General features: G+C 64.1%; 18 protein-coding genes. 12 read left to right on the plus strand and 6 right to left on the minus strand.

All coding sequences use genetic code 11. The features are described from left to right. Positions 1-11: 11 nt before the first annotated feature. The 3 genes from BTN82_RS07950 to gcl form a co-directional block, all read right to left on the minus strand. Entirely contained in the window at positions 12-902 is an 891-nt protein-coding gene (locus tag BTN82_RS07950; protein ID WP_075118607.1) for a 2-hydroxy-3-oxopropionate reductase, read from the minus strand. Between the two features lie 163 nt (positions 903-1,065). Next, entirely contained in the window at positions 1,066-1,848 is a 783-nt protein-coding gene (gene hyi, locus BTN82_RS07955; protein ID WP_075118608.1) for a hydroxypyruvate isomerase, read from the minus strand. Between the two features lie 138 nt (positions 1,849-1,986). Then, on the minus strand, positions 1,987-3,762 hold the full coding sequence (gene gcl / locus BTN82_RS07960; RefSeq protein WP_075118609.1) for a glyoxylate carboligase: 1,776 nt from the start codon (positions 3,760-3,762) through the stop codon (positions 1,987-1,989). A gap of 265 nt (positions 3,763-4,027) precedes the next feature. On the opposite strand from gcl, the gene BTN82_RS07965 reads away from it, so the two are divergent. Beyond that, positions 4,028-4,468 carry a GlcG/HbpS family heme-binding protein gene (locus tag BTN82_RS07965; protein ID WP_075118610.1) on the plus strand — a complete coding sequence of 147 codons (441 nt, stop codon included), beginning with the start codon at positions 4,028-4,030 and terminating at the stop codon, positions 4,466-4,468. A 121-nt stretch (positions 4,469-4,589) separates the two neighbouring features. Here BTN82_RS07965 and BTN82_RS07970 read toward each other — a convergent pair whose 3' ends face one another. Next, a complete protein-coding gene (locus BTN82_RS07970) occupies positions 4,590-5,198 on the minus strand; it encodes a TetR/AcrR family transcriptional regulator (RefSeq protein WP_075118611.1) in 609 nt (202 codons plus the stop codon). A gap of 136 nt (positions 5,199-5,334) precedes the next feature. On the opposite strand from BTN82_RS07970, the gene BTN82_RS07975 reads away from it, so the two are divergent. Continuing rightward, complete coding sequence (locus BTN82_RS07975) at positions 5,335-6,261, plus strand: DUF808 domain-containing protein (RefSeq protein ID WP_075118612.1); 927 nt, start codon at positions 5,335-5,337, stop codon at positions 6,259-6,261. A 35-nt stretch (positions 6,262-6,296) separates the two neighbouring features. On the opposite strand, the gene BTN82_RS07980 is transcribed toward BTN82_RS07975, so the two are convergent. After that, on the minus strand, positions 6,297-7,712 hold the full coding sequence (locus tag BTN82_RS07980) for a PLP-dependent aminotransferase family protein (protein WP_075118613.1): 1,416 nt from the start codon (positions 7,710-7,712) through the stop codon (positions 6,297-6,299). Positions 7,713-7,985: 273 nt separating this feature from the next. Between BTN82_RS07980 and BTN82_RS07985 the strand changes: the two genes are divergently transcribed. From BTN82_RS07985 to BTN82_RS08025, 10 genes are all read left to right on the plus strand, one after another. Then, positions 7,986-8,990: an inducer of phenazine A gene (locus BTN82_RS07985; protein ID WP_075118614.1), complete on the plus strand. Its 1,005-nt coding sequence runs from the start codon at positions 7,986-7,988 to the stop codon at positions 8,988-8,990. A gap of 185 nt (positions 8,991-9,175) precedes the next feature. Beyond that, positions 9,176-11,344, plus strand: a complete 2,169-nt coding sequence (locus BTN82_RS07990; protein ID WP_075118615.1) for an iron-containing redox enzyme family protein — start codon at positions 9,176-9,178, stop codon at positions 11,342-11,344. A 16-nt stretch (positions 11,345-11,360) separates the two neighbouring features. Further along, a complete protein-coding gene (locus BTN82_RS07995; RefSeq protein ID WP_075118616.1) occupies positions 11,361-12,404 on the plus strand; it encodes an inosamine-phosphate amidinotransferase 1 in 1,044 nt (347 codons plus the stop codon). 14 nt (positions 12,405-12,418) lie between these two features. Then, on the plus strand, positions 12,419-13,045 hold the full coding sequence (locus BTN82_RS08000) for a LysE family translocator (RefSeq protein ID WP_075118617.1): 627 nt from the start codon (positions 12,419-12,421) through the stop codon (positions 13,043-13,045). A gap of 69 nt (positions 13,046-13,114) precedes the next feature. Then, positions 13,115-14,956 carry a carbamoyltransferase gene (locus tag BTN82_RS08005; protein ID WP_075118618.1) on the plus strand — a complete coding sequence of 614 codons (1,842 nt, stop codon included), beginning with the start codon at positions 13,115-13,117 and terminating at the stop codon, positions 14,954-14,956. A 34-nt stretch (positions 14,957-14,990) separates the two neighbouring features. Then, positions 14,991-15,134: a hypothetical protein gene (locus tag BTN82_RS31295; protein WP_164486251.1), complete on the plus strand. Its 144-nt coding sequence runs from the start codon at positions 14,991-14,993 to the stop codon at positions 15,132-15,134. A 27-nt stretch (positions 15,135-15,161) separates the two neighbouring features. Continuing rightward, the gene (locus BTN82_RS08010; RefSeq protein ID WP_075118619.1) at positions 15,162-16,484 is read left to right on the plus strand and encodes an aspartate aminotransferase family protein; all 1,323 of its coding nucleotides are present in this window, start codon (positions 15,162-15,164) and stop codon (positions 16,482-16,484) included. Between the two features lie 59 nt (positions 16,485-16,543). Then, complete coding sequence (locus BTN82_RS08015) at positions 16,544-17,146, plus strand: formyltransferase family protein (protein ID WP_075118620.1); 603 nt, start codon at positions 16,544-16,546, stop codon at positions 17,144-17,146. Positions 17,147-17,227: 81 nt separating this feature from the next. Beyond that, on the plus strand, positions 17,228-17,857 hold the full coding sequence (locus tag BTN82_RS08020; protein WP_075118621.1) for a LysE family translocator: 630 nt from the start codon (positions 17,228-17,230) through the stop codon (positions 17,855-17,857). Between the two features lie 89 nt (positions 17,858-17,946). After that, a complete protein-coding gene (locus BTN82_RS08025) occupies positions 17,947-18,552 on the plus strand; it encodes a LysE family translocator (protein WP_075118622.1) in 606 nt (201 codons plus the stop codon). A gap of 66 nt (positions 18,553-18,618) precedes the next feature. Here the strand turns inward: BTN82_RS08025 and BTN82_RS08030 are convergent, their stop codons facing one another. Further along, positions 18,619-20,649, minus strand: coding sequence for an FUSC family protein (locus BTN82_RS08030; protein WP_075118623.1), 2,031 nt, complete (start codon positions 20,647-20,649; stop codon positions 18,619-18,621). Positions 20,650-20,659: the final 10 nt, after the last annotated feature.

Here is a 20,659-nt window from a genome sequence, read left to right on the forward strand (position 1 = left end):
CCGGCGTTCTCTTACTTGTCGCGGATCGAGAAGTTCGCCATGTGTTCCAGGCCCTTGATCAGCGCCGAGTGGTCCCAGTTGCTGCCGCCGATAGCCGCGCAGGTGCTGAACACTTGCTGGGCGTTGGCGGTGTTCGGCAGGTTGATGTTCAGCTCCTTGGCGCCTTGCAGGGCCAGGTTGAGGTCCTTCTGGTGCAGGCTGATGCGGAAGCCCGGGTCGAAGGTGCCCTTGATCATGCGTTCGCCGTGCACTTCGAGGATCTTCGAGGACGCGAAGCCGCCCATCAGCGCCTCGCGCACCTTGGCCGGGTCGGCGCCGTTCTTCGCGGCGAACAACAGGGCTTCGGCCACCGCCTGGATGTTCAGCGCGACGATGATCTGGTTCGCTACCTTGGCGGTCTGGCCGTCGCCGTTGCCGCCGACCAGGGTGATGTTCTTGCCCATGGCCTGGAACAGCGGCAGGGCGCGCTCGAAGGCCTGGCCGTCGCCGCCGACCATGATGCTCAGGGTCGCGGCCTTGGCCCCGACTTCACCGCCGGACACCGGGGCGTCCAGGTATTGCGCGCCTTTCTCGTCGATTTTCGCGGCGAAGGCCTTGGTCGCGGTCGGCGAGATCGAGCTCATGTCGATCACCACCTTGCCCGGGCCGACGCCGGCCGCCACGCCGTCGGCGCGGAACAGCACGTCGTCGACCTGCGGGGTATCGGGGACCATGACGATGATGAATTCGGCCTCCTGGGCCACTTCCTTGGGGCTCGCCAGGGCGATGGCGCCGGCGGCGACCAGGTCGGCCGGGGCGGCGTCATGGTGCTGGGACAGGAACAGGCTGTGCCCGGCTTTCTGCAGGTTCGCCGCCATTGGGTGGCCCATGATGCCGGTGCCGATGAATCCGATTTTAGCCATGAGAAAATCCTCTTTTTATCAGGTAGCACGCCCTATGCAGGAGCGAGCTCGCTCGCGAAAAAACGGCAAGGGCGCCGTGTTCATTCAGGATGCCTGCGTCATCGTTGACGACCTTCGCGAGCAAGCTCGCTCCTACAGCGATGAACGATGACGCGGTGTCCGCTCAGATTGCGTTGTGGCTCTTGAGCCAGCCCAGGCCGGCCTCGGTGGTGGTCAGCGGCTTGTACTCGCAACCGACCCAGCCCTGGTAGCCGATCTTGTCCAGGTGCGCGAACAGGAAGCGGTAGTTGATCTCGCCGGTCCCTGGTTCGTTGCGCCCCGGGTTGTCCGCCAGCTGGACGTGGTTGATCGCGTCCAAGTGGCTGGCCATGGTCCGGGCCAGGTCGCCCTCCATGATTTGCATGTGATAGATGTCGTATTGCAGGTACAGGTTGGCACTGCCGACCTGCTCGCGAATCGACAGGGCCTGGGCCGTGTTGTTCAGGTAGAAGCCCGGGATGTCGCGGGTGTTGATCGCTTCCATCACCAGCTTGATGCCCACCGCCTGCAACTTCTCGGCGGCGTACTTGAGGTTGGCGACCAAGGTCTTTTCCACCGTGGCGTCGTCGACGCCCTGGGGGCGGATGCCAGCCAGGCAGTTGATCTGGGTATTGCCCAGCACCTGGGCATAGGCGATGGCCAGGTCGACCCCGGCGCGGAACTCCTCGACGCGGTCGGGCAGGCAGGCGATACCGCGCTCGCCTTTCGCCCAATCGCCCGCGGGAAGGTTGAACAGCACCTGGGTCAGGCCGTGGGCGTCGAGGTGCGCCTTGATCTCGGCGGAACTGAATTCGTAGGGGAACAGGTATTCGACCCCGCTGAAGCCGGCCTCGGCGGCGGCCTTGAAGCGGGCGAGGAAGTCCTGTTCGGTGAACAGCATGGACAGGTTGGCGGCAAAACGCGGCATGGTGGTCTCCTGTGGAGGGTGCATGGTCCTGTAGCCGCTGCCGAAGGCTGCGATCGCATCCGCAGGATGCGCAAGATCTCAAGATCGCTGAAGGCCTCCGGCCTTATCGCAGCCTGCGGCAGCGGCTACATGACGGTGTCAGTCGAGCAGGGAAATCGCGGTGGGGGCGTCGTTGCCGACCAGCGCCAGGTCTTCGAATTCGTTGACGGCGTTGATCTCGGTGCCCATGGAGATGTTGGTGACGCGTTCGAGAATGATCTCGACCACCACCGGCACCTTGAACTGCTCGATCAGCTCCTGGGCCTGGCGCAGCGCAGGCTGGATGCCCGCCGGCTCGAACACCCGCAGGGCCTTGCAGCCCAGGCCTTCGGCGACCGCGACGTGGTCCACGCCGTAGCCGTTGAGTTCCGGGGCATTGAGGTTGTCGAAGGACAACTGCACACAGTAGTCCATGTCGAAACCGCGCTGCGCCTGGCGGATCAGGCCCAGGTAGGAGTTGTTCACCACCACGTGGATGTACGGCAGCTTGAACTGCGCGCCCACCGCCAGCTCTTCGATCATGAACTGGAAGTCATAGTCGCCGGACAGCGCCACGACCTTGCGGTTCGGGTCGGCCTTGACCACCCCCAGCGCCGCCGGAATGGTCCAGCCCAGCGGGCCGGCCTGGCCGCAGTTGATCCAGTGCCGCGGCTTGTACACATGCAGGAACTGCGCGCCGGCGATCTGCGACAGGCCGATGGTGCTGACATAGCAGGTGTCTTTGCCGAACACCTGGTTCATCTCTTCGTAGACGCGTTGCGGCTTGACCGGCACGTTGTCGAAGTGGGTCTTGCGCTGCAGGCTCGACTTGCGCTGCTGGCAATCCTGCAGCCAGGCGCTGCGGTTCTTCAGCTTGCCGGCGGCCTGCCATTCGCGGGCGACCTCGATGAAGACGGTGAGCGCCGCGGCCGCGTCGGAGACGATGCCCAGGTCCGGGGTGAACACCCGGCCGATCTGGGTCGGCTCGATATCGACGTGAATGAACTTGCGCCCTTCGGTGTAGACGTCCACCGAGCCGGTGTGGCGGTTGGCCCAACGGTTGCCGACGCCCAGGACCACGTCCGACTTGAGCAGGGTCGCGTTGCCGTAGCGGTGGGACGTCTGCAGGCCGACCATGCCGACCATCAGCGGGTGATCGTCGGGGATGCTGCCCCAGCCCATCAGGGTAGGGATGACCGGGATACCGGTCAGCTCGGCGAATTCCACCAGCAGTTCGCTGGCGTCGGCATTGATGATGCCGCCGCCGGCTACCAGCAACGGGCGCTCGGCCTGGTCCAGCAGGGCCAGGGCTTTTTCCACCTGGACCCGGGTCGCCGACGGCAAGGCCCGCGGCAGCGGCTGGTAGGCGTCGATGTCGAATTCGATCTCGGCCATCTGTACGTCGAACGGCAGGTCGATCAATACCGGGCCGGGACGTCCGGAGCGCATTTCGTAGAAGGCTTTCTGGAAGGCGTAAGGCACCTGGCCCGGTTCCAGGACGGTGGTCGCCCATTTGGTTACCGGCTTGACGATGCTGGTGATGTCGACGGCCTGGAAATCTTCCTTGTGCAGACGCGCGCGCGGGGCCTGGCCGGTGATGCAGAGGATCGGGATCGAGTCGGCCGAGGCGCTGTACAGGCCGGTGACCATGTCGGTGCCGGCAGGGCCGGAGGTGCCGATGCACACGCCGATATTGCCGGCCTTGGTGCGGGTGTAGCCCTCGGCCATGTGCGAGGCGCCTTCAACGTGGCGAGCGAGGACGTGATCGATGCCGCCGACCTTTTGCAGGGCCGAATACAGCGGGTTGATGGCGGCCCCCGGGATGCCAAAAGCGGTATCGACCCCTTCACGGCGCATCACCAGAACGGCGGCTTCGATTGCTCTCATTTTGCTCATGGTTTTGTGCCTCTTACGTTTTGTAATTGTATACAAGTTGCTTTGCGCAGAGTGTATTCACGGCGAGCGTCGCAGGTCAATCCATTTTCTCTGGCGCTTGGATGCGTTCGTCCGATGCCGATAAACCAGCGATTTATTGTCGGATGCTGAGCTTTGCGAGAATTATTGTATACAAAAATAAAATTTGTTGTGTTCTATTTGTTGTATCTATCTTCTTAGCGGAATACCCCACAGCTTTCTCAATAAGAAAATAAGGACGGCACCCATGAGCGCTTTAACCTTGAAAGTTGCAGTCAGCCTGGCCGCCAAGGCCATTGCCTGCGGACGTGAGATCAGTGCGGCCCCGCTGGCCGTTGCGGTACTCGATGCCGGCGGGCATCTGGTGACCTTGCAGCGCGAAGACGGGGCCAGTCTGCTGCGGCCGCAGATCGCTACCGGCAAGGCCTGGGGCGCGATCGCCCTGGGCAAGGGCTCGCGCCTGCTGGCGCTGGACGCACAGCAGCGGCCGGCCTTCATCGCCGCGCTCAACAGCCTGGGGCAGGGCAGCGTGGTGCCGGCGCCGGGAGGGGTCTTGATTCGGGATCAGGCAGGGGCGGTGATCGGCGCGATCGGCATCAGCGGCGACACCTCGGACATTGATGAGCAATGTGCGATCAGCGCCGTCGAGGCACAGGGCCTGCGGGCGGATGCGGGGGTGAGTGCGTGATCCTGTAGCCGTGTAGCCGCTGCCGCAGGCTGCGATCGCACACAAGGTGTGCGCAAGATCTGAAGATCGCTGAAGGCCTTCGGCCTTATCGCAGCCTGCGGCAGCGGCTACAGGGACTGGCTTACTGGTCCGCTTCGCAGCCCTTGAGCACCAGGCGGATGATGGTCTGGGCGGCGGCTTCGTAGTCGGACTCGTCCAGCTTGGCCTTGCCGGTCACCACCGAGATCTGCCAGTCGAAGTCGGCATAGGTCTGGGTCGCGGCCCAGATGCTGAACATCAGGTGGTGAGGGTCGAGGGGGGCGATCTGGCCGCGATCGATCCAGGTCTGGATGCAATCGATGTTGTGCTTGGCCTGGGCGTTGAGCTGTTCGACCTGGTCCGGGCTCAGGTGCGGCGCGCCGTGCATGATCTCGCTGGCGAACACCTTGGAGGCGAAGGGCAGGTCGCGGGAGATACGGATTTTCGAGCGGATATAGCCGCTCAGGACTTCGCTCGGCACGCCATCGGCGTTGAACGGGGTCGAGGCCTGGAGGATCGGCTCGATAATGCTTTCCAGGACCTCGCGGTAGAGGTTTTCCTTGGACTTGAAGTAGTAGTAGACGTTGGGCTTGGGCAGCCCCGCCTTGGCCGCGATGTCGCTGGTTTTGGTCGCAGCGAAGCCTTTGTCGGCAAATTCTTCACTGGCGGCACGCAGGATCAGTTCTTTGTTGCGCTCGCGGATGGTGCTCATAAACCAGGTGATTCCTTGCCTGTTCGGGCGGTTGCGCATGGTAGCACCGGCTTTGCGCGAGGCTCAAGAATGGCCCCGCCGGCCCCCGTTGCACGCTATGCTGCGCAGCATTCATGACCTCAAGGAAGCCTGATCCATGGCCGGAAGCAGTTTACTGGTGCTGATCGACGATATTGCCGCGGTACTCGACGATGTGGCGCTGATGACCAAGATGGCGGCGAAGAAAACCGCCGGGGTGCTGGGCGACGACCTCGCGCTCAATGCCCAGCAGGTCTCCGGGGTGCGCGCCGAGCGCGAGCTGCCGGTGGTCTGGGCGGTGGCCAAGGGCTCGTTCCTGAACAAGTTGATCCTGGTGCCGGCGGCGCTGGCCATCAGCGCCTTCGCGCCCTGGCTGGTCACCCCGTTGCTGATGCTCGGCGGCGCCTATCTGTGTTTCGAGGGCTTCGAAAAACTCGCCCACAAATTCCTGCACAGCCAGGCCGAAGATCAGGCCGAACACGAGCAATTGATCGAAGCGGTGGCCGACCCGGCGACCGATCTGGTGGCCTTCGAGAAAACCAAGATCAAGGGCGCGATCCGCACCGACTTCATCCTTTCGGCCGAAATCATCGCCATTACCCTAGGCACCGTCGCCGACGCACCGTTGATGCAGCAGGTGGTGGTGCTTTCGGGCATTGCCATCGTCATGACCGTCGGTGTGTATGGCCTGGTGGGCGGCATCGTCAAACTCGACGACCTCGGCCTGTGGCTGACCCGGAAACCGGGGCAACTGGCGCGAAGCGTTGGCGGTGTCATTCTGCGCGCGGCGCCCTACATGATGAAAAGCCTGTCGGTGATCGGTACCGCGGCCATGTTCATGGTCGGCGGCGGCATCCTGACTCACGGCATACCGGCGCTGCATCACGGGATCGAGGCGGTCGCGGCGCGCACGGCCGAGGTGATTGGCGGGGTTTCGCTGATTGTGCCGACGCTGCTCAACGCCATGGCCGGCATCATTGCCGGCGCTGTGGTGCTGCTGGTGGTGTCGCTGGCCGGCAAGCTCTGGCGCACGGCCAGGGCCTGAGCCGGCAATGAGGCTCGCCGCGGGCGCGGCGAGGGTCAGGAGGGCAGTAGCTGCGCCACCGCCAGGCCGATCTTGTTGATCGCCTGTTCGATCTTGCGGTTGGGCATGCCGGCGAAATTCAGTCGCAGGCAATTGCGGTACTTGCCGGCCGCGGAAAAGATATTGCCGTTGGCGATCTGGATATCCTCGGCTTCCAGCAGCCGGTTCAGGGTGTAGGTGTCGAACTCGTCCGGCAGCTCGACCCACAAGGTGAACCCGCCCTGGGGTTTGCTGACCCGGGTGCCTTCCGGCAGGTAGCGGCTGACCCATTCGGTCATCAGGTCGCGATGGCGCTGGTACTGTTTGCGCATCCGTCGCAGGTGCGGCAGGTAATGGCCCTTGGCAATGAATTCGGCGACCGCCAGCTGCGGTTGGGTCGCGGTGGTGCCGGAGCCGACGTATTTCATGTGCAGCACTTGCGGCAGGTAGCGCCCCGGAGCGATCCAGCCGATGCGCAGGCCCGGCGCCAGGGTTTTCGAGAATGAGCTGCACAGCAGCACGCGGCCGTCCTCGTCGAAGGATTTCAAGGTCCGTGGCCGCGGGTAGCGGAACGCCAGGTCGCCATAGATATCGTCTTCGATGATCGGCACGTCGTAGCGCTGGGCCAGGCGGATCATCGCGCGCTTGCGCTCGTCCGGCATGATGTAGCCCAGCGGGTTGTTGCAGTTGGGCGTGAGCTGGATGGCCTTGACCGGCCACTGTTCCAGGGCCATTTCCATGGCCTCCAGGCTGATGCCGGTGACCGGGTCGGTGGGAATCTCCAGGGCCTTGAGGCCGGCGGCCTTGAGCAACTGGATGATGCCGTGGAAGCACGGCGAGGCGATGGCCACGATGTCGCCGGGCTCGCACAGTGCGCGGATGGCGATGGACAGGGCTTCCTGGCAGCCGCTGGTGACGACGATTTCCGCGGGCGTCAGCCGGCAGCCCGAATCGACGCCGAGGCGGGCGATCTGTTCGCGCAGGGTCAGCACGCCTTGCAGGTGGTTGTATTGCAGGCTCGGGCTGTCGCTGCGCCGGCTGATCCGCGCCAGGGCGGTCAGCAGAGGCTTGAGGGTCGGCGCCGTGGTGTCGGGCATGCCGCAGCCCAGTTGCACGGCGTGGATGTTCTGTTCCTGGCGCATCAGGTCCTGCACCAGGTCCCACTGCGAGATATCCACAGGCCGCAACGACGGCCGCCCCATCTTCGGCAGTTCCGGCAAACGCCGGCCGGCTGGGACGAAATAGCCCGACTTGGGCTTGGGGATAGCCAGCCCCGAGCTTTCCAGGACCCGATAGGCCTGTTGCACGGTGGTGAGGCTGACGCCGTGTTCGAGGCTCAGGGCCCGGACCGAAGGTAAACGCTCTCCAGGTCCGTATAACCCTTGCTCAATGCGGCTGCTGATGTATTCGGCGAGATTCAGGTATCGAGTCATGCGGGGACTGTAGCGACTCATCTGTCGTATAAAAAGTTACAGATTTCACTTTTTTTGAAAATTTTTCGGGGCAAAAAAGCAATCTGTACTGAGAAAAATCATGTGGCGTGTACCTATAAGACAGTCATTGCCTTTGGGAAGATGGCCCGCATCGCACTGTACTGGTTGTTCTGAAATACAGCAGTGGCGCAATTCAGAATCACCCGCTCCATGGGTGACGGGCTTCTCCCTCAGTCTACTTTAGACGATGACTTCTCAAGGAAGAGCAGGGTAATGACGGCAAGGATCAAACTGACTCCGCAGATGGCCGAGTACGAACAGAAGTTCACCGACGGTGGTGAGGTTCGCTGGCTGCCTTACTTGATGTATTTCCATCCAGCCAACCACAGCTCGGAGGTGGTCAATACAGATGCTTCAGGCTTCCGTTATTCGGAGTTGCTGGGCATACAGTATTCGGTGGTCAACAGCCGCCACGCCAAGAGCGTACGGGTGCTGGCCGGCAGTTCGACGGTGTTTGGCATCGGCGCCAGCTCGGATGCCTGGACGCTGCCATCGCGCCTTGCCGAGAACGACCCTGACAGCAAGCCCTGGATCAACTTTGGCGGCCGCAGCTTCAACTCGACCCAGGAACTGACGCTGTTCACGCTGTATCGCCACATGCTGCCCAAGGTCGACGAAATCGTGCTGTTTTCCGGGTTCAACAACCTGGGGCTGGCCCGCCAGCCGGACAGCAGCCGTGGCGAACATGGCGCGTTTTTCAACTGCAACCAGTTCTTCGATGCCATGCGTCCGGAGCCCCAGGCTCCCAAGCGCGGCATGTTCCGCGCCCTGCTGGGCAAGGACGAAGAAGAGCCGACGCCCGAGCCGCCGCCGACCATGGAGGAACAGATCGACTACGCCGCCGACCTGACCTTGCGCCATCTGGATACCTGGCGGGCGCTGGCGGCCGATATGGGCGCCAAGCTGACCTTCATCCTGCAGCCGCTGGCCGGCTGGGTCCGGGAGAAGGGCTGCGACGAGGAAGAACAACTGTTCGCCGAACTGGATCGCGCCGGCAGTTTCAGCGAGGTTTATGGCGACATCCTGCAGCCCGCGGTCTGCGAGGCCTACGCGGCCCGCCTGCGCGAGGGTGCACAGAAGATGGGCGTGCGTTTCGTGAACATTACACCGCTGCTGTCCGAGGCCCTGCAGCCCGAACAATGGCTGTTCGTCGACCGTATTCACTTCACCGACCAGGGGAACGATTTCGTCTCGAAAATCATCCTCGATGTTCTTTAAAGGAGTCTGCCATGAGCTACATCAAGAACCTGTTCCAACGTCTGTTCGGCAAGAAGAAAAAGAAGAAGCCGGACTCGTCGATCTACCCGATGTTCTGATCACGGCGCCCGATGTCATTGCTTGCCGATGACTGAGGGCCGGCAATGGATTGCCTCGGTCTCCAACCTGGAAGGGAAGTAAACAGTATGTGGCGCCAGTTTTATCGATCAGTCAGCAACCCCGAGAGTTTTCTCGGGGATGTGAGTATCCGGCGTCTGATGGGCCTGGCCGCACCGGGTGAAGCGGGCGCGGGCGGCTTGGCCGACCTGCGGGTGCAGATCGAGCTCTGGCGCGACGAGCAGACCCGGGTTTACCGCGAGCTGGCTGGCCAGGCCGCGGAGCTGGGCAACCAACGCGAATTCGCCGAGGCCCTGCTGGCGCACTCGGCGCCGTTGGCCTCGGTCCTGGGGTGCTGGCTGCAAGGCATGAGCGCCCCCGGGGTCTTCGAGGACAGCGCGCAACTCAAGCTCATGGAGCTGCTGGCCCACGACGTGGGCGTCGGGCGGCCCCTGGCGTCGCGCGCCGATCACTTCAAATCGCTGTTGGTGCAGGTCGGGCTGACCGCCTACGCGGTGTCGCCGTTCGAGCTCGCCACGCTCCCCGACCTGCCCGACGAATTGTTCGAGTTGCCGGCCTTGCTGCAGGCGGTGAGCCGCCGCAGCGATGCCTTCGGCGACACCCTGTGCGGCATCGACTACGCCTGGCGCGCCCTCGGGCTCGGACCCTGGTGGGCCGCGCTGGACGCGCAGCAGTTGGACACCCGCCGGCTCGACCTGAACCAGTTGGATGGCGCCGCTTCGGCGCTGGATATCTCCCAGTGGGTCTGCGAGCAGGTGGCCGGCCAAGGCAGTCTGCGTCGTTTGCAGTTGGAGGCGGGAGCCCAGTGGCTGTTCGCGGCGTTGAAAACCTTCAACGAGCGGCTGCTGGCGCATTGTCGGGCGGCGGTATCCCCCGAGCGCCTGATGGGCAAGATGATCCAGCGCATGGCTCGGGCCGGCGCGGTCTATCACCAGGACTACAAGATGGAAGGCCGCAGCCTGGCGCAGTGGCTGCGCGAGGCTCAAATCGACCCTGTGCCGCTGCTGGAGATGCTCTCGCGCAGCCGCCTGATCGTGCCCGGCAACGCCGACAAGAGCCTGCTGGTCAACACGCTGGTGGCGCCCAACGGGCGGATGTTCCGGATCTTCAGCGAGGCTGACCTGAGCGTCATCCGCAAATGGATCGACGGCCTGTCAGGGCCGATTCCCCTGGCTGAGGCTGCCGCGGTGCCGGCACCGGTCCAGGTCGACGGCCCGGTTGCACGGGCATCGGGCCAGGACACCCAGGAACAGGGCCAGTGGCCCAAGAGCTTGCGCGATGCCTACTTTGTCCTCCAGGGCAGGGCGCTGGGGCCGCGTACCCAGGCGTTTGCCCAGGCGTATGTCGCTCGCTGGCTGGAGCAGTCGCGCCGCTCACTGCGAGATTCCGAACGTACCTTGCCCGAGGCCTGGAATGTCGGGGTATTGCGCGAGTGGCTGCTGGACAAGCACGACCGCCACGGCCAGGAGTTCGAAGACAGCGACCCGGCGGCCATGCCGTCGCGCGAAGAAATCGTCGATTCCACCCTGCAACTGGCGCCGCTGACCCTGATCGACGGTGCCTGGCTCCAGGGTTTCACCGACCTGAGCCTGGCGTCGTCCCATGTCGGTTATGCGTTGTTCCAGACTTATTGGGATGAGCTGGGCAACGGTTCCTATGCCCTGAACCACCCGAAGATCTACCGCGACGGCCTGCGCCAGATGGGCCTGGAGCTGGCGCCTACCGGCGCCCGCGAATTCGCCGAGGACGCGCGGCTGCGCGAGGAGTCGTTCCGCCTGCCGGTCTACTGGCTCTGCCTGGGCAAGCTGCCGGTCACCTTCATGCCGGAAATCCTCGGCATGAACCTGGCGATGGAACTGTCGGGGGTGGGCGGCAGCTACCGTTCGGCCCGGCGCTTTTTGCGGCACTACGGATTCAGCACCGCGTTCGTCGACCTGCATAACACCATCGACAACGTCTCCACCGGGCATTCGGCCTGGGCGGTGGACGCCATCGATGCCTATATGCGCCAGGTCGCCGCGACGCAGCCTGGGCAACAGGCAGAACACTGGCAACGGGTCCGCGTGGGTTACGAGTCCCTGGCGCCGCAGCCGGACCGCCTGACGTCCTGGCTGCGACGCCTGGGTATCGGCTCGGCGGACGCGGTGCTGCCGCGCAGCAAGGCGCTGGGCGAGGACCAGGCGCTGTTGCATCACGAACCTATTGTCCCGACCACACCGGCTGGCGTAACGGCCTGAACGTCAAGGAGTGCCCATGTCTCTGGTCAACGTGCACAACGAGTGGGACCCGCTGGAAGAAATGATCGTCGGTATTGCCCGGGGCGCCCAGGTGCCCCGGGCCGACCGCGGGTTGTTCGCCCTCGATTACAGCGAGCAGCATGACTACATCGAGGACATTCCCTCCGGTCCCTATCCGCAGCAGGTCATCGAAGAGGCCGGCGAGGACCTGGACGCCTTTGCCGCTTTCCTGCGCTCCCACGGGGTCATCGTCCGGCGTCCGGACGTCACCGACCATCGCGCGGTGTTCGGCACCGCGGCCTGGAAAACCGACGGCGAGTACAACTACTGCCCGCGCGATGTGCTGCTGCCCATCGGCCAGACCATCATCGAGGCGCCGATGGCGCTGCGCAGCCGCTACCTGGAACCGTTCGCCTACCGTCGCCACCTGACCGAATACTTCGCCAGCGGCTCCAACTGGATCTCCGCGCCCAAGCCGCAGCTGCTGGACAGCACTTACCGGATCAACCCCAAGGACGGTTCGATCATCGCCAACGACGAGCCGATCTTCGATGCCGCCAACGTGATCCGCGTCGGCGAGGACATCCTCTATCTGGTCTCGCGCAGCGGCAACCAGCTGGGCTGCCAGTGGTTGCAGCGGGTGCTGGGCGACCGTTACCGGGTGCATCCGGTGAGCGGCGTGTACGACGGTACGCACCTGGACACCACCATCACCGTGGTGCGCCCGGGTCTGGTGGTGCTGTGCCCGGAGCGGATCCGCAAGGACCAGGTGCCGGCGCTGTTCAAGAACTGGGACATCATCTGGGCGCCGGAGATGGTCGACACCGGCTATTGCTGGTCTTACCCGCGCGCGTCGATCTGGCAGGGCATGAACTTCATCATGGTCAACCCGGCGCTGGCGGTGATCAACGACCAGCAGGTGCCGCTGATCCGCGCCCTGGAAAAACACGGGATCGACGTGGCGCCGCTGAAAATGCGCCACGCCCGCAGCCTCAGCGGCGGTTTCCATTGCGTGTCGGTCGACATTCGTCGCAGTGGCACCCTTGAAGACTATCGGTGAGCGGAGTTCCGGGCATGCAGAATCTGGACTACTACGCCGTCATCCTGTTCGCGATCTCGACCTGCGTGACGCCGGGGCCGAACAACGTGATGCTGATGTCCTCCGGGGTCAACTTCGGCATCAGCCGCACCCTGCGCCACGTCGCGGGCATCAACATCGGTTTTCCGTTGATGCTGATCGCGGTGGGGCTCGGCGCCGGCGCGGTATTCCATCGCTATCCCAGCCTGCACGACATCCTGCAGGTAATCGGGGCGCTGTACATGTTGTACCTGGCCTACCGGATCGCCACGGCGCCCACCGTCGATCTCAACGACCAGGGCGGGCGCCCGCTGGGCTTTACCGGTGCGGCGCTGTTCCAGTGGGTCAACCCCAAGGCCTGGATCATGGCGGTGGGCGCGGTCCTGGCCTACACCACGCCGGTGGGTTCCTACAGTGCGCAGATCCTGCTGATCGCGCTGATCTTCTTTCTCTTCGGTTCGCCTTGCTCGATGGTCTGGGTGTTGTTCGGGCGTTATCTGAGGCGCTTTCTCAGCGAGCCGAACCGACTGCGGCTGTTCAATATTTCAATGAGTGTGTTGTTGGTGGTGTCGTTGATCCCGGCATTGAAAAGCCTGCCGGTCTCAAGTTGGTTGCACGGATAACGGACTGTGCACAGACACAGGGAAATTCTTTCCATGGATTGGCATGAAGCTATGAGGATGAGCGTTTAAATGGCTACTTACGTATTAGGGATTTCGGCGTTCTATCACGACAGCGCGGCCGCGCTGGTGAAGGACGGGGTGCCGGTGGCTGCCGCCCAGGAAGAGCGTTTCACACGGGTGCGGCACGACGCGGCGTTTCCGGCCAATGCCATCAAATACTGCCTGGACGCCGAGGGCATCGGCCTCGACGAACTGACTGCGGTGGTCTACTACGAAGACCCGCAGGAGAAGTTCTCGCGGATGATTTCGTCCTTCGCCAGCGGCGGTATCAGCGGCGCGCGCACCTTTATCAGCACCATGCCGGAGTGGATCCGCTGGAAGCTCAACGTGCTCAAGTTCATCGACGAGAAACTCGAGGAACTGGGCCGCGGCACCGGCCCGCTGACCATTGCGTCGCAGCATCACCGCTCCCATGCCGCGGCGGCGTTCTTCCCGTCGCCGTTCGAGCAGGCGGCAGTGCTGTGCATCGACGGTATCGGCGAATGGCATTCGACCACGATCTGGAAAGGCGACGGCACCAAGCTCGACCTGATGAACTCGATTTCCTATCCGCATTCGGTCGGCCTGTTCTATTCGGCGTTCACCTATTACTGCGGTTTTAAAGTCGACTCCGGCGAATACAAGCTGATGGGCCTGGCACCCTATGGCCGGCCGATCTACGCCGACAAGATCCGCCAGGAGCTGATCAACATCCGCGCCGACGGTTCTTTCACCCTGAACATGAAGTACTTCGAGTACCTGCGCGGCGAGCGCATGGTCGGCGAAGCGTTCGAGGAATTGTTCGGCGGCCCGGTGCGCAAGCCGGAAAGCCCGATCACCCAGCGCGAATGCGACCTGGCGGCCTCGGTGCAACTGGTGACCGAAGAGGTGGTGCTGGGCCTGGCCACCGCGGCCGTGCGCCAGACCGGTTTCCGCAACCTGTGCCTGGCCGGCGGCGTGGCGCTCAACTGTGTGGCCAACGGCGTGCTCAGCCGTTCCGGACGTTTCGACTCGATCTGGATCCAGCCCGCGGCCGGCGACGCTGGTTGCGCCCTGGGGGCGGCCATGGACTATTCGGTCAAGCGCACCGGGCGTCCGCACCTGGGCAGCAAGAAGCTCGACGCCATGAGCGGCAGCCTGCTGGGGCCGGGGTTTGGCGACGAAGAAATCCAGGCGTTTCTTGATGCCAACCACTACCCGTACCAGCGCTGCGAGAAGGCCGAGCTGTACGACGAAACCGCGCGGCACCTGGCCGACGGCGCGGTGGTCGGCTGGTTCCAGGGGCGCATGGAGTTTGGCCCGCGGGCCCTCGGCGCGCGCTCGATCCTCGGCGATCCGCGCAACCCCGAGATGCAGCGCACCATGAACCTGAAGATCAAGTACCGCGAATCCTTCCGGCCCTTCGCCCCGGCGGTGCTGGACGAGGACGCCCAGTCCTACTTCGATATCTGCGAAAAGAGCCCGTACATGCTGATGGTTTCGCAGGTCACCGACTCGATCAAGACCGCCGAATCGCGCCAGCCCGGCGGCCCCGAGCGTGGCCTGGGCAGCATCAATTCGATCCGCTCGCAGCTGCCGGCGATCACTCACGTCGACCTGTCGGCGCGGGTGCAGACGGTGACCGAGGAAAACAACGCGCCGTTCACCCATCTGCTGCGCAGCTTCAAGAAACGCACCGGCTGCTCGGTGCTGGTCAACACCTCGTTCAACGTGCGCGGCGAGCCGATCGTGTGCAAGCCGGAGGAGGCCTACGCCTGCTTCATGCGCACCGAGATGGATGTGCTGGTGCTGGGGAGCTTCATTCTCGAGCGCAAGACCCAGCCGGAGTTCGTCGAAGAGGTCGACTGGCGCAACGAGATTCCGCTGGATTGATTGCTCACTCACTTTTTATTCAGGAGACATGCTCATGCTCAGGTTGCTTTCGTTGCTGATGTTCGCTGTGGTGTTGCTACCGATTGGCTGGGTACGGCGGATTTTCAATTCGTCGCGCTTCAGCCAGCGTTTCCATCAAGGCTCGACGGCGTGGGACCACCCGGAAAACACCCGTTAGGCCTTATAACTGCAAGGGCTCGGATCCATGTCAACGGTCATCTACAAGAACTTGAATACCTCACCGATTCTCGCCGTCAGCGGCGCCGGGGTCTGGCTTGAGGATGCCTTGGGCAAACGCTACCTCGACACATGCGGCGGGGTGGCCGTTTCCAGCCTGGGCCATGGACATCCACGGATAGCCGCGGCGATCGAGCAGCAGGCGAAGAAACTCAGCTGGGCCCACGCCGGCAGCTTCACCACGGCCGCCGCCGAAGAATTGGCGGACCTGTTGGTGGGGGCTTCCGGCGGCCTGGCCAGGGCGCAGTTCCTTTCCGGTGGCTCCGAGGTCATGGAACTGGCGATGAAGATCGCCTACCAGTACCAATGCGAGCGCGGGCTGCCGGGCAAGTCGATCTTCATCTCGCGGCAGCAGAGCTACCACGGCAGCACCCTGGGGACCCTGGCGATTTCCGGCAATCTCCAGCGGCGCGGGGTGTTCGAGCCGCTGCTGGGGCCCGCCGAGTTCGTGTCGCCCTGTTATGCCTATCGCCATCAGGGCGCCGACGAAAGCGACGAGCAGTACGGGGATCGCCTGGCGCTGGAACTGGACACCCGGATCAGGGCGCTGGGCAGCGACAAGGTCGCGGCGTTTTTCGCCGAGACCGTGGTCGGTTCCACCAACGGCGCGGTGCCGCCGGTGCCCGGGTATTTCCGCAAGATCAAGGCGGTGTGCGAGCGCCACGACGTGCTGCTGATCCTCGACGAGGTCATGGCCGGCATGGGCCGCACCGGCCGCTTCTTTGCCTATGAAGACGACGGCATCGTGCCGGACATGGTCGCGGTCGGCAAAGGCTTGGCCGCCGGTTACCAGCCGATCTCGGCGTTGCTGGTCAGTGCGCAAGTGCATGAGGCCATGGCGGGCAACTCCGGGGTGCTGGGCAATGGCCAGACCCACGTCAATCATCCGCTGGCCTGCGCGGTTGCGCTGGAGGTGCAGCGGGTCATCCAGGAAGAAAACCTGTTGCAAGCCGTGCGCCTGCGCGGCGAGCAATTGCGTCATGGCCTGCGTGAGTGCCTGGCGCGTTTCGAGCATGTTGGCGATGTGCGCGGGCGCGGCCTGTTCGTTGGCGTGGAGTTCGTTGAAGACCGCGGCAGCCGCGAGCCGTATCGCGGTGGCGGACGCTACGCCGCGCGGCTCAAGCAGCAGGCGCTGGAGCAGGGGCTGTTGATTTACCCGGGCTCGGGTACCGCCGACGGTACCCACGGCAACCATGTGCTGTTCGCACCGCCCTTTATCTCCAGCGAGGCGGAAATCGCCGAAATGGTCGAGCGTTTCACGGCGGTGGTCGAGGCCTGCCAGCAGGGCTAGCGGGGAGGGCGGACCGGGGTGTTTTCGATATGTACCAACAGCCAATAATGGAAAAGACAATGCAGACCATCGAACCATGCAAGGACAAAGTTCTATTGTCGGTATGCACCATGGATTGGTGCGATCACGGCGTTGAGTTCGCCAAGACGGTTTTTTCCAACCTGGAAGTGTTCTGCTGGGACCCGGGCGACCCCTATCCCTATCACCTGGACAACTGGGAAGGCGACTGGATCATTTCCTACCGCGGCGATTTCATCTTCCCGGCGAGCATCTACCAGCGGGCCCGCAAGGGCGCGATCAACCTGCACCCGGCGCCGCCCAAGTACCGCGGCTTGGGCAGCCAGCACTACGCGATCTACTACCAGGACGAAACCTACGGCTCGACCTGCCACCACCTGGCACCCTCGGTGGACAGCGGCGACATCATCGACGTGGCGCGTTTCAACATCGCTCCGGCGGAAACCGCCTCGTCGCTGCGCCTGCATGTCGGGGCCTATTGCCTGCAGCAGTTCATTCACCTGTTGACCGACTACATCCTGCAAGGCCGCCCGCTGCCGGTTTCTCCCGAGCGCTGGGGCGAGCGCCTGTACAGGCAGTCCGAACTCAAACCCTGGATGGAAAAGATCCGGGCCGAAGAACCCGATCATCGCTGCTTCAAGTAGCGAGGATGGATGCCGACCCGCGCGGGGCGGCATCCCCGGTTGGTAAACCCTGCTCCCGCGACTTCTACAAGAGACCGTCAAATGTTTGATCTATCGAGCTTTGGTGCTGCTATGGCTGTGTATGTCATCGGAACCGCCAGCCCTGGCCCGGGGAACCTGGCGATTGCCAACACCTCGCTCAGTTACGGGCGTACCCCGGGGCTGGCGTTGGCGGCCGGGGTCATTTCCGGTTCGTTGTGCTGGGGCGCGATGACGGCGGCGGGGGTCTCGGCCTTGCTGATGTCCAACACTCAGGTGCTGGTCTGGTTGAAGATCCTCGGCGCCTGCTACCTGTTGTGGCTGGCCTACAAGTCCATACGCGGCGCCCTGAGCCCGAACGCGGTCAACCTCAACCGCGCCCGGGCCAAGCAGACCCGCACGTTGGGCTTCTACCTGCAAGGGCTGGGCATCCACTTGACCAACCCCAAGGCGGCGCTGACCTGGTTCACCGTGACCACCGTGGGCCTTAGCGCCACGGCCCCGTCCTGGGCCAGCTTCGTGCTGGTGGGCAGCTGCGCGGTCGCCGGCTTCGTGATTTTCTGCGCCTATGCCCTGGCCTTCTCCGCACGTTCGGCGGAGCCTTTTTTCGTCCGTACGCGCAAGGCTTTCGGCCTGGTGTGCGGTGCGTTCTACTCGATCGTCGCCGCCGGCTTCATCGGGTCGTTGCTGTAAGCGTGGTTGGGTCTCGCCCGCGGTGGTCATCGGGGTGAAAACAATGAATCAGGGCTCTGTTCGGAGCATGTACTTCTCAGGATGAATGTATGCCGTTGTCGATCGACTTGTTGTTGGCTTTCGCCTTGTTCGCCTTTGTCACCTCGGTAACCCCCGGACCGAACAACGCCATGTTGCTGGCCTCGGGGGTGAATTTCGGTTTCCGTCGCACGGTGCCGCACATCCTCGGGATCAGTTCGGGATTCCTGGTACTGGTGCTGGCGGTCGGGCTGGGCCTGGGAGCGGTGTTCGAGGCCTACCCGGTGCTGTACAAGGTGCTGCGCTACGTCGGTGCCGCCTACCTGTTGTACCTGGCCTGGAACATCGCCCGTTCCGGGCCGGTGTCCCAGGAGACCGACGGCAAGGGGCGGCCGCTGGGGTTCTGGGGCGCAGCGGCGTTCCAGTGGGTCAACCCCAAGGCCTGGGTCATGGCGCTGGGGGCCATCAGTACCTATACGCCGTTGCAGGGTTACTTCTTCAATGTGGTGGTGATCGCCAGCCTGTTTGCCTTGATCAATGCGCCGAGCGTCGGGGTCTGGGCCGGGTTCGGCAGCGTGCTGCGCAATGTCCTGCGCGATCCGCGCTGGTTGCGCCTGTTCAACTACGGCATGGCGCTGCTGCTAGTGATATCCCTGTACCCTCTGCTGCAAGCCTGAGCGACTGCCAGGCCTCTTCGCCGCCACCTGCCGAATCGGCGCGTGGCGGTTTTTTTTGCCTGTTGATTACGCTGGGGCGGCAGCCGCCGCGCGGGGCTCGTGGCGCGTCAGGCGGCACCATTTGTGCCAGGTGAACTGCAGCTGCATCAGGGCCGCCCTGGCCATTTCCAGATCCTGCTCCGAGAGTTGCGCAGCCTGCTCCAGGGCCTTGAGCAGGGCGATGGTCGGCGCGTCCAGCCGATCGGTGCGCTGTGGCATCGGCCCGCCAGCCTTGAGCAGGCTGGCGATGCTGTGCAGGTAACGCTCGCGTTCGTCCGCCAGAGCCCCGCGGGCTGCGCCCAGGCTGGCGCGCAGTTGCAGCAGTTCGTCGCCCAGGTCGAGCCCGAGCAGGCCGTTGTCCCAGTGCCGGCGACGCTCCTGGGGCAGGCTTTCGGAGTAGCGGGCCAGGCGGATCAGGCGGTCGGCCATGCGCCCGCCGAACCAGCTTTCGGCCTGTTCCAGCGGGCGTGAGGTGAGTTGAGCGAGGTCGAACAGCGAGGCGCGGAACATCCGCCGGTAGTGATGTTCGCCGGGGTTGAGGCTGACCATGCGAAACACCAGCACCGCGATGCCGACGCCGATCAGCGTGGCCATGGCCTTGTTGAGAAAGTTGCCCAGGTCATAGGTCATCAGGTTGCCGGGGCCGACGTTGTTCACGAAGAAGATGCAGAACGCCGACGCCACCGGCGCCATGCTGGGCCGGCTCATGCACAGCGAGGCGAAAAACAGTGGCACCCCCAGGCCTACGCACAACAGCGGGAAACCGTCCCAGCCCGGCAGCAGCACCAGGCCGACGAACCCGGCGACCGGGACCGACAGGGCAATGCCCTTGAGGAAGTTGAGGCTGGAGGCGGAGGGATTTTCGCGGCCGGCGAACAGGCTCAGGACCACCCCGCAGATCGACAGCGCGCCGAGGCCGGAAGGCCAGGCCGAGCCGATCCAGAAACCGGCCACGGCGAGAAACGCCAGGGCGCTGCGCAGGCCGCCAAGGACGCCCTGTTCGATATCCCGGTGCCAAGACAGGGCGCCCGGCGCGCCGGGCGGCACCTGGCCCTGCTCGACGGCCTGCAGCGTGCGCGCGCTGCGCTCGAGCAATGCGGGAACCTGGGCCAGTTGCATCAGGCAAAAATGCGCCTCCTGCGACAGGCCAGGGTCCTGTAGCGCTTCTTGCAAACGCGTCGCGAGTTGGCTGATGTCTTTCTGGCTACTGTTCTCCAGGGCCACTGCCAGCTGTTCGATCAGGGGCGTGACGCTGGCGTTCGCGCCGCTGTCGAGCATCAGCCGTTGCCGGGCCACGCTGCGGGCGGCGCGCAATAGGCTCAGTAAGTCGCGACTGAGCACGCGCAGGGCCTGGGAGCGGCGGCGCCCCTGGGGCCCTTCGAACCAGGCATGGTCGCGCTGGGCGTCGACCGCCACCAGCTTGCCGAGGGCTTCGAGCAGCCCTTTGCGCTGGTCCTGGCCGATCAGCTCGGAGGCCGCGGCGCGCATCCCGGCCTGCCAGGCGAGCTTGCCCTGGACGGCCAGCGTCTGCTCGATCCGGCGCGGCCAGAGCACGGTGCTGGCGACCGCCGCGCAGATGATGCCCAGGCCGATTTCCGAACAGCGGGCCACGGCCTGGTCGAATACCAGCAGCGGGCTGGCGGTGGCGGGCAGGGCGATGATCGCGGTGGTGTAGCCGGCCAGTACGAAGCCGTAGGAGGCATGGTTGCGCAGCAATGAGGCGCCGGTGGTGCAGAAGGCCAGCCAGAGCGCCATCACCAGCAGGAAGAGCAGCGGCGCCTGGCCGAACAGGGCGATCAGCACAATCGAGGCCAGGGCCCCGGTCAAGGTGCCGAGCAGGCGAAAGGCGCTCTTGGCCAGGACCATGCCGCTGCTGGGCTGGCTGACGATGAAGACGGTGGTCAGGGCCCATTGCGGCTGTTCGAGGTTGAAGCGAAAGGCCAGGTACAAGGCGATGCCGCCGGCGATCATGTTCCGGATGGCGAACAGCAGGTCGTTGCGGCTGGGGGCCAGGACGGCCAACCAGAAATCGGGAACTCGAAAGGCGGGAAATTTCATTCGCAAGGCA

The sequence above is a fragment of the Pseudomonas chlororaphis genome (assembly GCF_001921865.1).
GTDB lineage: Bacteria > Pseudomonadota > Gammaproteobacteria > Pseudomonadales > Pseudomonadaceae > Aquipseudomonas > Aquipseudomonas chlororaphis_D.

Excerpts from the sequence above, each read along its gene's own strand:
- hyi (WP_075118608.1), bottom strand. The coding sequence starts at position 1,848 with ATGCCGCGTTTTGCCGCCAACCTGTCCATGCTGTTCACCGAACAGGAC.
- BTN82_RS08000 (WP_075118617.1), top strand. The coding sequence starts at position 12,419 with ATGCAGAATCTGGACTACTACGCCGTCATCCTGTTCGCGATCTCGACC.
- BTN82_RS07980 (WP_075118613.1), bottom strand. The coding sequence starts at position 7,712 with ATGACTCGATACCTGAATCTCGCCGAATACATCAGCAGCCGCATTGAG.
- BTN82_RS07985 (WP_075118614.1), top strand. The coding sequence starts at position 7,986 with ATGACGGCAAGGATCAAACTGACTCCGCAGATGGCCGAGTACGAACAG.
- BTN82_RS07975 (WP_075118612.1), top strand. The coding sequence starts at position 5,335 with ATGGCCGGAAGCAGTTTACTGGTGCTGATCGACGATATTGCCGCGGTA.
- BTN82_RS08025 (WP_075118622.1), top strand. The coding sequence starts at position 17,947 with ATGCCGTTGTCGATCGACTTGTTGTTGGCTTTCGCCTTGTTCGCCTTT.
- BTN82_RS07995 (WP_075118616.1), top strand. The coding sequence starts at position 11,361 with ATGTCTCTGGTCAACGTGCACAACGAGTGGGACCCGCTGGAAGAAATG.
- BTN82_RS08030 (WP_075118623.1), bottom strand. The coding sequence starts at position 20,649 with ATGAAATTTCCCGCCTTTCGAGTTCCCGATTTCTGGTTGGCCGTCCTG.
- BTN82_RS07970 (WP_075118611.1), bottom strand. The coding sequence starts at position 5,198 with ATGAGCACCATCCGCGAGCGCAACAAAGAACTGATCCTGCGTGCCGCC.
- BTN82_RS08005 (WP_075118618.1), top strand. The coding sequence starts at position 13,115 with ATGGCTACTTACGTATTAGGGATTTCGGCGTTCTATCACGACAGCGCG.
- gcl (WP_075118609.1), bottom strand. The coding sequence starts at position 3,762 with ATGAGCAAAATGAGAGCAATCGAAGCCGCCGTTCTGGTGATGCGCCGT.
- BTN82_RS31295 (WP_164486251.1), top strand. The coding sequence starts at position 14,991 with ATGCTCAGGTTGCTTTCGTTGCTGATGTTCGCTGTGGTGTTGCTACCG.
- BTN82_RS07990 (WP_075118615.1), top strand. The coding sequence starts at position 9,176 with ATGTGGCGCCAGTTTTATCGATCAGTCAGCAACCCCGAGAGTTTTCTC.
- BTN82_RS07965 (WP_075118610.1), top strand. The coding sequence starts at position 4,028 with ATGAGCGCTTTAACCTTGAAAGTTGCAGTCAGCCTGGCCGCCAAGGCC.
- BTN82_RS08020 (WP_075118621.1), top strand. The coding sequence starts at position 17,228 with ATGTTTGATCTATCGAGCTTTGGTGCTGCTATGGCTGTGTATGTCATC.
- BTN82_RS07950 (WP_075118607.1), bottom strand. The coding sequence starts at position 902 with ATGGCTAAAATCGGATTCATCGGCACCGGCATCATGGGCCACCCAATG.
- BTN82_RS08010 (WP_075118619.1), top strand. The coding sequence starts at position 15,162 with ATGTCAACGGTCATCTACAAGAACTTGAATACCTCACCGATTCTCGCC.
- BTN82_RS08015 (WP_075118620.1), top strand. The coding sequence starts at position 16,544 with ATGCAGACCATCGAACCATGCAAGGACAAAGTTCTATTGTCGGTATGC.